Annotated in this window: 12 protein-coding genes; 1 reads left to right on the forward strand and 11 read right to left on the reverse strand. The window is 76.1% G+C overall.

Going from position 1 to position 9,652, the window contains the following annotated elements; translation table 11 throughout:
* Window positions 1–282: GNAT family N-acetyltransferase (locus Q6969_RS09195; protein WP_317230163.1), on the forward strand; the 282-nt coding region annotated here is incomplete at its 5' end.
* A 76-nt stretch (window positions 283–358) separates the two neighbouring features.
* On the opposite strand, the gene Q6969_RS09200 is transcribed toward Q6969_RS09195, so the two are convergent.
* The 11 genes from Q6969_RS09200 to Q6969_RS09250 all read right to left on the reverse strand — a co-directional run.
* The gene (locus tag Q6969_RS09200; protein WP_317230164.1) at window positions 359–2,188 is read right to left on the reverse strand and encodes a DUF2207 domain-containing protein; all 1,830 of its coding nucleotides are present in this window, start codon (window positions 2,186–2,188) and stop codon (window positions 359–361) included.
* Window positions 2,175–2,558 (reverse strand): hypothetical protein, encoded by a 384-nt coding sequence (locus tag Q6969_RS09205; protein WP_317230165.1) that lies wholly within the window; start codon window positions 2,556–2,558, stop codon window positions 2,175–2,177. The genes Q6969_RS09200 and Q6969_RS09205 overlap by 14 nt, the downstream gene beginning before the upstream one ends.
* 39 nt (window positions 2,559–2,597) lie before the next feature.
* A complete protein-coding gene (locus Q6969_RS09210; RefSeq protein ID WP_317230166.1) occupies window positions 2,598–4,016 on the reverse strand; it encodes a serine hydrolase in 1,419 nt (472 codons plus the stop codon).
* 92 nt (window positions 4,017–4,108) lie between these two features.
* Window positions 4,109–5,296 (reverse strand): glycoside hydrolase domain-containing protein, encoded by a 1,188-nt coding sequence (locus Q6969_RS09215; protein WP_317230167.1) that lies wholly within the window; start codon window positions 5,294–5,296, stop codon window positions 4,109–4,111.
* Between the two features lie 239 nt (window positions 5,297–5,535).
* Complete coding sequence (locus Q6969_RS09220) at window positions 5,536–6,762, reverse strand: glycoside hydrolase domain-containing protein (protein ID WP_317230168.1); 1,227 nt, start codon at window positions 6,760–6,762, stop codon at window positions 5,536–5,538.
* A gap of 252 nt (window positions 6,763–7,014) precedes the next feature.
* Window positions 7,015–7,473, reverse strand: a complete 459-nt coding sequence (locus Q6969_RS09225) for a phage holin family protein (protein WP_317230169.1) — start codon at window positions 7,471–7,473, stop codon at window positions 7,015–7,017.
* A 111-nt stretch (window positions 7,474–7,584) separates the two neighbouring features.
* Entirely contained in the window at window positions 7,585–8,190 is a 606-nt protein-coding gene (locus tag Q6969_RS09230; RefSeq protein WP_317230170.1) for a hypothetical protein, read from the reverse strand.
* Complete coding sequence (locus Q6969_RS09235) at window positions 8,187–8,765, reverse strand: hypothetical protein (protein WP_317230171.1); 579 nt, start codon at window positions 8,763–8,765, stop codon at window positions 8,187–8,189. Before Q6969_RS09235 ends, Q6969_RS09230 begins: the two co-directional genes overlap by 4 nt.
* A complete protein-coding gene (locus tag Q6969_RS09240; RefSeq protein WP_094114813.1) occupies window positions 8,762–9,136 on the reverse strand; it encodes a hypothetical protein in 375 nt (124 codons plus the stop codon). Before Q6969_RS09240 ends, Q6969_RS09235 begins: the two co-directional genes overlap by 4 nt.
* A complete protein-coding gene (locus Q6969_RS09245) occupies window positions 9,133–9,321 on the reverse strand; it encodes a DUF2273 domain-containing protein (RefSeq protein WP_094114814.1) in 189 nt (62 codons plus the stop codon). The genes Q6969_RS09240 and Q6969_RS09245 overlap by 4 nt, the downstream gene beginning before the upstream one ends.
* On the reverse strand, window positions 9,318–9,652 hold a 335-nt coding region (locus tag Q6969_RS09250; protein ID WP_317230172.1), incomplete at its 5' end, for an Asp23/Gls24 family envelope stress response protein. The genes Q6969_RS09245 and Q6969_RS09250, both read right to left, overlap by 4 nt.

Genomic DNA, 9,652 nt, shown 5'->3' on the forward strand with positions numbered 1-9,652 from the left:
CCCGCCGACGGGACGCCCGCCCGCGTCCTCGCGACGGCCCGACTCGCGATCGTGGGCGGCTGGGGCGGTCTGTACTCGGTCGCCACCCGGCCCGAGGCGCGTCGTCACGGCCTGTCCCGGGCGGTGACCGCGGCCGCGGTCGCCGCCGGGCGGGAGCGCGGCGTCACCGCGCTCTGGCTGCAGGTGGTCGAGGCGAACGCGGGCGCCCGTGCGCTCTACGGGGGGCTCGGCTTCGCGACGGCCTCGCGCTACGAGTACTGGACCGGGCCGACGCCGCGCTGATCCGCTACCCCGCTACCCCGCTACCCCGCTGACCGGCTGCCACGCTGCCGCGCGGACCCGCCGACCCGCGTCCGGCTCAGACCCCGCCGCCCCCGCCGCCTCCGCCGCCGCCTCCGGAGGTGGTGCCCCCGGAGGATCCGCCGCTCGAGCTAGACGTGGACGAGACGCCGTGCATGCTCGACGACACCGAGCCGAGGCTGGCGGCGAACGACGCGGGCGCGAACGGCCCCGTCCCGCCGTACCAGCCCGGCCGGCTCCGCTGGTGCTCGTAGCGGCGGCCGAGCTCGTCGCCCCACTCCTCCTCCTGGCCGAACATGGCGGCGTAGGGCAGCAGCTCCTCGGTGAGGCGCAGCACGTCCCGGTCGTCGTGCGGCAGGTCGCGCCGCTCGGCGCCCGCGGGCGACTGCAGCACGCGGATCCGGTCGGCCTCGGCCAGCCGGATGAACTCCCGCAGGCCCGCGAGGTGGTCGCGGAGCGCGACGCCGCGCTCGGTGAGCGGGTGCTTCACGAGCGCCACGATCGTGGTCACCAGCGCGAGGACGCCCACGACGAGGAAGGCGATGACGACGGGCCCGCCGTAGGCCTGCACGAGCGAGATCACGGCGAAGGCGAGCGCGGCGGCCATGCCGAGCGACGCGGCCACGAGCAGTCCCACGATCGGGCCGACGGGGAGCGGCTTCCGGAGGCCGTCGGTCACCGTCCGCTTCGTCACGGCGGCCATGAGCTTCTGGATCCGCGCGGCCACCTTCGCGTCCGCGCGCTTCAGCTCCTTCACGCGGCCGGCTCCCGCGCCCTCGCCGAAGACCGCGGCGACGAAGCGCCGCTCGTCGGGGTCGGTCACGCGCGCCGGGTCCACGAGCTCCAGCGCGAACGAGGCCTTCCGACCGCCGTCCCGCTCCAGGATGCGGAGCGCGCCGCGCACCGCGAGGTCGAGCAGGAGCGCGGTGGTCGCGCGGGCCGCGTTCCCGGACACGACGGACGCGACCAGCAGGCCGACGCCCTCCGGCGGCGCGTACTCGGCGACGATCGTGCCGCGGCCGGGCGCGTCCGCGAGGCGGCGACGCCGCAGCACCAGGGCGCCCACCGCGGCGGCGACGGCGACGAGCGCTCCGCCGAGCGACAGCGTGGGCCACGGCGCCGCGAGGAACGAGGAGTCGCGCGGCGTGAACGTGCCGGGCTCGAAGCCGATGGAGAGGCTGAGGTTCTCGTACGCCCCGAGGTCGGCTGCGGTCGCCACGAAGCCCTCGTCGGTGCGCGTGATCTCGGCGGGGCCGTCGGCGCCCTCGGGCCCGGACGCGGCGTCCGCCCCGCCCGTGAGGCGCGCCTGGAGCTCCGGCGGGATCTCGACGGTCGCCGTGACGCGGCCGAACGGCTGCGCCCAGCCCGTGCCGTTGACGTCCCAGTAGAACTCGTCGGCGCCCGTGTCGGCGTAGGCGCGGGTCACGTCGCGCTGCTCGTACTCGATGACGTAGGTCTGCTCGCCGCGCACGTAGCCGGCGTCGGCGATCGTGAGCACCAGGGCGCCGTCCTCGGTCTCCGTCTCGTAGGCGCGCGGGGTGCCGCCCTCGTCGGTGACGGACAGGACGCGGAGCCCGGTCGGGTGGCCGTCGTACGACCGCACCAGCTCGCGGCGGATCCCGCGGTTCTGGTCGCGCTCGGGGAACTCGGCCACGAGCGTCTCCGTGGTGCGGAGGACGGACCGGCCGTCCGCGTCGGCCGAGAGCCGGTAGACGGCGTCGAAGGAGCGGAACGAGAACGCGTCGGCGTCGGCGTGCGCCGGGGCGGCGAGCCCGAGGGGCACGGCGAGCACGGTCAGGAGCGCCACGAGGAGGGCGGCGCGGATGCGGGCGAGGCGCCCGGCCGTCGCGGAGGGCCGCGGCGGCATCCGGCGGTCACGCATCGCCATCACCCCGTTCCGGCCCCTGGCCCGGATGCCCGTCGACGATCCGCCACTCGGCGACGAAGTCCCGGACGCTGCGGGTCTCGAGGTCGAGCCGCACGCGTTGCAGCAGCAAGTCTGCCTCGGACAGGGAGCCGGCGTTCGTGCGCAGGACCTCGCGGCCCGTGTCGATGCGCCGGACCACCAGGTCGGACTCGCGGCCGAGGTCCCCGCCGTCGCCGCCGACGGCCGCCAGCGCGAGGGCGCCGATCGCGCGGACCGCCTGCCGCACGGGGCGTCGCGGCCCGACCTCCAGCCACGCCTCGAGGACCTCGGCCGCCACGGCCGGCTCCCCGTCCGCGTGGTCGTCGCCGGTCGTGGATGCGTCCGCGCTCATCGTCGTGCCCCCTCCACGCGGCCCCCGCCGCACAGGGAGTCAACCACGGGAGCCGTCGGCGATCAGGGCCGCCGCGTCGGTGGCGAGGCCCGCGTAGGCCGACTGCCGCTCGAGGCCGGCCGCGTCGCGCGCCGCGGCCTGCACCACCACGGTCCAGGCCGCGTCGCCGTCCTCGAGGAGGTACGCGAGCGCCAGGGTCCCGACCGAGCTGCCGCCCTTGAACGCCACGTGGTCGAAGCGCTCCGGCTCGGGCAGGCCGGGGTTCGCCGCGAGGATCCCGCGCACGGGCTCCCCGGCGGGCGTCGCGGCGAGCGCGGCCAGGCCGAGCTGCGCGCGGGCGATGTCGTCGGGCGTCGCGAACCAGTCGGCGCCGTCGGTCCACGCGACGTCCGACACGGCGGAGACGGGGATGTCGAGGACCCCGCCGGGGAGCTCGTCGAGGAGGGCGCGGCGCTCTGCCGCGTCGCCGTCGGCCCACCGCGCGCGGAGGGCCCCGTCGTCCTGCCATCCGACGCGGAAGAGGTCGCGCGTCGTCATGAGCGGCACGTTCCGCGGCGGGTCGGAGTGCCCGAGCTCCGCCAGCCGCTCCTCGACGGCCTCCCGCCCGACGGCCGAGATCAGCATGTCGGTGGCCGTGTTGTCGCTCAGCGAGATCATCTTCGCGGCCGTGTCGCGGACGCTCACGACCGTGCCCGTGGGCGCGTCCTGCAGCTCGCCGGAGGGGAGGCTGCGCACGTCGTCGGTGACGGTGAGCGGGTCGTCCCAGCCGAGGCGCCCCTCCTCGACCGCCTGGACGACCGCGCCCAGCACGTAGAGCTTCACGATCGAGCCGATGGGCCGGGCGTCGCTCGCGGCGACGCCCTCCGGGAGCACCTCGAGGACCCGCTCGCCCAGGGCGCCGTCCTCGACGCGCGTGACGGTGAGCGACACGTCGCCGCCGAGCGCCGCCGCCTGCTCCTCCAGCTCGTCCCAGCTGGTCGCGGGCTCGCGCTCGGGCTCCGGCTCGCCGAAGAACAGGCCCGTGATGAGGCCGGCGTCGTCGACGGCCACCTGCATGTCGAAGGTGCCGGCGTCCGCGCTGGCGATGGTGGTGACCGACTGCGCACCCTGCTCCTCGTGCGCGGTGACGGTCCACGGGCGTCCGGCGCGCACCTGCTCGAGCACGCCGGCCAGCTCCTCGGCGGGCGCCGCGTCGAGCATCACCTGCGCGAGGCGCTCGCCGGTCTCCTGCACGGGGACGGCGTCGTCGGATCCGACGGTGTCGACCAGCCACTGCGCCTGCGCGCCGACGGGGGTGTCCGGCAGCACCACCGGCTCGGCGACGGGCGCGGGGGTGGCGGGATCCGCGGGCGCCGCCGCGCAGCCGGCCGCGAGGGCCGTGACGGCGGCGACGGCGAGGGCGAGCGCGGCACGGGCGGGCCGGGACGGGCGGGGCGGACGCAGCGGTGACGGGGCCATGCCCCCAGTCGACCGGAGCGGGGCCCTCCGCACGTCCCCCAGGAGGGGGAATCGTCCGGAGGGCCCCGCGTGCCTCGCCGCCGCGTCGCGCGTCAGGTGGTCGGCTGGATGCGCGACTGGCCGGGATCGCGCCCCGACACGATGCCCTTGTCGATGTCGAACCCGGTCTCGCCGGGGCCCATGCTCAGCTCCTGCACCTGGTCGAACGCCCAGTTGCCCGGCATCCTCACCCCCAGGTTGGAGAGCCACCCCGTGGACATCCCGGCCACGAAGCTGAGGTCGGCGAGGTGCGCGGCGGACAGCGTGGTGCACACCTGCCTCCCACCGTAGACGCCCACCGCGTACGCGCTCCCGCGCCGGGCGAGCTCCGCGCGGATGCCGCGGAAGTGGGGCTGGACCAGCCGCTCCACCTGATCCGGCGTCGCGTCGAAGTCGACCGCGAAGTAGATGGTGGTCCCGGGCAGGAAGCCCAGGCGCCGTGCGGCGTCGTCGGCCCGTGCCGCGGCGCGCACGCCGAGGTCGTACGAGAAGTACGTCGTGTCGGTGCCGCCCTCCTGGAAGATCGGGAACACCCGCAGGCCGCCCGCGAGGATCGACTCCAGCTCGCCGTCCTGGATGCGCTTGGCCAGCGCGTCGGGCCGGTCCGAGTCGGTGAGGTAGCGCCCGACCACCTCGTAGCCGGCATCCCGCAGCACCCGGGCCCGGGCGAGGGTGATGACGGCGATGCCGTCGGCCGCGGTGCCGGGTCGGGTCGGGTCCCCGTTGCTCGCGAGCAGGGAGGACCACGTCGCGAAGTCCCCGCGGCCGGTCCGCGCGAGCCCGACGGAGTCCTGGAACGCGCGGAGTCGCGCGGCCTGAGCGGACGAGAAGCGCCCGTCGACGGGGCCGTCCCAGGTGGTCATGGCGACGAGGGCGGCCTGGAGCAGGTGGCCGAGGAACCCCGTGGTGTCGACGGACCCCTCGACGAGGTCGGGCAGCTCCTTGAGCTTCGCCCGGGTGAGCGGCCCGAAGGACCCGTTGGCCACGGTCTCCGCGAGGCCGACCTCGAGCTGGAGGGCGTGGATGAGGGCGCGCTGGGTGTCGCCCGTCCATCTGCCGTCCGTATTGACCGACGGGAAGCCCGGTCGCGCGCCGTACCTGGTCGCGAGCTGGCGTTGGACGTCCTGCACGACGGGACGGCCGACGGCCGCGGCAGCCGCATGCGCGGGGCCCGCGGTCAGCAGGACGGCGGGGGCGACGGCGAGTGCGCCGGTGAGCACGGCACGACGGGACGGTTCCATGGAGCAGCCTCCTCTGCCGCCCGGCCTCCCAGCCGCTCGAGGAGGGGACCGGGGGAGGGCGGCGCTGTGGGATTCTCCGCCGGCGGGGGACGCGGAGCGCGACCGGGCCGGACGGCGACGGACGGCCACCGTACGACGGGGACGAGGGGGCGGGCGCCGGTGGTCCACAGCGCAGCCGCCCCCGGGGCCCCTCGACCCCGCTGATCCCGACGCGGGGACGGGGGCGGGGACGAGGCCGCTCAGCCGCGCGGCGCGACCCGGCTCTGCCCGGCGTCGCGACCGGACGCGACGACCGTGTCGATGCCGAACGCCCGGTCGCCCGTGCCGACGGGGTGCTCGAGGATCTGGTCGAACGCCCAGTCCTCCGGGATGCGCACGCCCAGGTTCGCGCCCCAGCCCGTGGACATGTCGGCCACGTAGCTGAGCTCGGTGAGGTGCGCGGCGCCGAGGGTGCGGCAGACGCGGCGGCCGCCGTAGACGCCGACGCGGTAGTCGCTGCCGCGGCGGTCGAGCTCCGCGTGGATGCCGCGGAAGTACGGCTCCAGGTTCTCCTCCACCTCCTCGCGCGTCGCGTCGAAGTCGACGGCGTAGTAGATGGGCGTGCCGGGCAGGAAGCCGAGGCGGCGGGCCGCGTCGTCGGCCCGGCCGGCCGCGCGGACCCCGAGCTCGTAGGAGAAGTACGTGGCGTCGGTGCCGCCCTCCTGGAAGATCGGCACGATCCGGAGGCCGCCCGCGAGGATCGCGTCGATCTCGCCGTCCTGGATGCGCTTCGCCAGCGCGTCGGGCACCTCGGAGTCGGTGAGGTAGCGGGCGATGACGGTGTACCCGGCGTCGCGGAGGGTCCGCGCGCGCTCCGGCGTGATGACCGTGATGCCGTCGGCCGCGGTGCCCGGGCGCGTGGGGTCGCCGTTGCTCGCGAGGAGCGCGGCCCAGGTGCGGTAGTCGGCCCGGCCCGTCTCGGGCAGGGCCACCGTGCGCTGGAACCGGGAGAGGCGCACGCCCTGCTCGTCGGAGAGGACGCCGTCGACGGGCCCGTCCCACGTGCTCATGACGACGAGCGACGCCTGCAGGAGGTGCACCAGCCAGCCCGTGGTGTCGGCGGATCCCGCGGCGAGGTCGGGCTGCTGCTGCAGCGTGCGGCGGGTGAGCGGCCCGAGGACGCCGTTGGCCGTGTCCTCCGGGATGCCCATCTCGAGCTGCAGGGCGTGGATGAGGGCGGAGTGCGCGGCGCCGGTCCAGACGCCGTCGGTGGTGACGGCGGGGAAGCCGGCGCGGGCGCCGTAGCGGGCGACGAGCTGCCGCTGGATGTCGCGGACGACCGGGCGGCCGTTCGCGGCGAGGGGGGCGCCGGATGCGCCGGCGTCCGCGGGCGCGGCCTCGTCGGCGTGGGCGGGTGCCGCGGCGAGGAGGGCCACGGGGACGGCGGCGAGGGCGCCGCCCAGGATGGAGCGTCGGGACAGGGTCATCGGTGTGCCTCCCATGCCGGCCACCGGCAGACGGCCCGCGGGGACGGGCGACGGTCCGGAGGACGGCGGTCTGCGGTTGTCCGACGGCGGGACGGCGGCGCGTTCTGCCACCGGGCCGAGCGGGCGTGAAGGGGACAACCTACGCAGGTGCCGCGCACGACGCCGCCCGCTGTCCACAGGGGACGGCGGGCGGCGGGATCGTGCGGGTGGGCCGGCGAGCGAGCGGGCGGCGGGCGGGATGCGCCGGGCGGCTCAGCCCGCGGACGTCGGGGAGACCGACGGCCCGTCGACGCCGTCCCGGTCCGCGCCCCGGTCGCCCGGCCGCATGCGGTCGCGGGCGTGGTGCAGGGTGTCGGTGGGCACCGGGGGGACGCCGCGCGAGAGCCGCGACAGGCCGACGCGCACGACGACCGCCGTCGCGATGCCGAAGAGCGCCAGGGTGATGAGCGTCGCGGCCCAGAGCGGCAGGGCGAGCAGGAGGAGCGCCACGATCACGGCGGCGAGGAGCCCCAGGGAGACGAGCGCGAGCGCCACGCCGGCCCCGAGCATGATCGCGCCGGACCGCGCGGACCGGGCGCGCTCGCCGATCTCCCGCTTCGCGGAGTCGATCTCGGCGCGCACGGCGCGCAACAGCGGGTCCACGGCCTTCTGGGCGAAGGATCCGCCCAGCCAGCCGCCGCGGGAGGTGGAGGAGGTGTCGTCGTCGGTCATGGTGGGGTCTCCTCGGTGGTCCGGCACGGGGGCCGGAGCGGGGTACGGGTGGGGGATGAGGACGGCCGCCCGGTCCGGATCGCGGGGATCCGGACCGGGCGGCCGCGGGGATCAGGCCAGGCGGGTCTCGCTCGACATGCTCGAGCGGAGGCCCCCGGTGATCTGGATGACGACCGGCACCTCGGTGCCGAGCACCGCGTCGAGTCGCGCGACGGCCTCGTCGACCGTGCGGCGGACCGCGACGGGGGAGACGCCGCGACGCGTGACCGCGGTGACGCGGAGCGTCGTGGCGTGGCCCACCTCGAACGCCGTGACGTCGACGGAGACGATTCCGCTGTCGTCGCCCAGGGCGTCCTCCAGCAGCTGCGCGGCGACCTTCGCGTCGATGACGAGCGCGCCGCCCGTGGGCGTCTCGCCGCCGCGACCGCCCTCGATGCGCACCAGGGTGCCGGTGCGTCCGTGGCCCTGGCGCAGGGCGAACCAGGCGAGGACGACGATCAGCACGAGCGCCGCGAGCGCGACGACCCAGAGGATCCACGGCTGGCCGCCCGAGAGCGCGTCGCCCACGGGCTGCTGCGCGTCGGACGCGGCGCCGGAGACCGTGGACTGGACGTCGGGCAGCAGGCTGCCCGCGCCCAGCGCGACGCCGACGGCGATCAGGACGAGCCCGATCACGATCACGAGGAGGCGGTTGAGCGCCCGGTTCGTGCTGGTCATGACCCCACCTTCCCGTTCTTCGCGAGCGTCACCTTGGCGGTGAGCTTCGGCGTGTAGTCGTACTCGGCCAGCTCAGCGCGGACGGCCTCCTCGATGGCGCGCTTGTCGGCCGTGTACCCGGTGGAGGGCGTGAGGCGGACGAGGGCCTGCCGCTTCGAGACGGTGACGTCGACCTGATCGGGCGACACCTCGCCCGCGTAGCTGGCGGTGAGGGCGATCGAGCGGGCGATGACGCGGTCGTCGACGACGGCCGCGGTACGTCCGATGCTGCCGCCGCGACGGCCGCGGCTGCCGGGCGCGACGCCCACGATCACGAGGATCAGGCCGAGGATCGCGACGACCACGCCGATCGCGACGAGCGCCCCGGCCGGAGCCGATGCGGCGTCGAGCGCGGCCGAGGCCGCGTCCGCGGGGGCGAGGAGCAGCGGCGCGGAGCCGACGGCCGCGAGGACCGACTCGGTGCCGAGCCAGGCGAGCACGAGGATCAGCAGCACGGCGATCGTGATGGCGATGCCGGCGCGCGACGAGTGCGTCTCCCGCCGCACGAGGCGGCGGTAGGTGCTGTCGGTGCTCATGAGACCCTCCTGCGTTCCTGGATGCGGGCGCCCGTGATGCGGAGGTCGACCCGGCCGACCGTGGAGCCGGTGAGGCCGAGCACGCGCTCGCGGATCTGCGTCTGCGCCGTGGTGAGGCGCTCCACCAGCGTCCCCTCGCGGACCGGGCGGTCCGAGAGGGCGGGGACGCGGATGGAGGTGCGCGCCTCCACGGTGAGCTTGCCGCCGGCGTCCGTCAGGGTGACGGACACGTCGCCCGCCGGGACCTCGAGGGCGTCGGCGGTCACGGCGGAGACGACGCGGCGCACGGCGCGCGACGTGATGGTGGTGCGGCCCCGGGGAGCCCCGGACGGTGTCCCGGGCTTCCGGGGGGCCGACACCGCGGTGGTCACGACGACCGACGCCCGCGGAGGGCGTCAGCGAGGCCGCGGATGTCCAGCTTGCCCTCGAGCACGCGGCCGACGCCGAAGCCTGCGGCCATGAAGATCAGGACGAGGAGGAAGCCGCCGAAGCCGAAGGCGAGGCCGGAGAGCGCGAGGACCGCCCCGACGAGGAGGCCCGTGGTCGTGGGGGTCACTGGACGCGCTTCTCGGCCGCGTCGTCGTCGGACGACTTGTCGGACGGGAGGTTCACGTCCGTGATGGTGACGTTGACCTCGGTGACCTCCATGCCGACGACCTGGTCGATGGCGTCGGTGACGGACTTGCGCACGTCGTCCGCGACCTGCTGCAGGTCGACGGGGTACTCGGCGATGAGCGTGATGTCGACGGCGACCTGGGTCTCGCCGACCTCGACGGACACGCCCTGGCCGCGGTCCTGCTGCCCGATGACGTTGCGGATCGCGCCGACGGCACGGGCCGCGCCGTTGCCGAGGTCGTGGACGCCGGGGACCTGGCGGGCCGCGATGC

This window comes from Clavibacter sp. MX14-G9D, assembly GCF_032917815.1.
GTDB lineage: Bacteria > Actinomycetota > Actinomycetes > Actinomycetales > Microbacteriaceae > Clavibacter > Clavibacter michiganensis_K.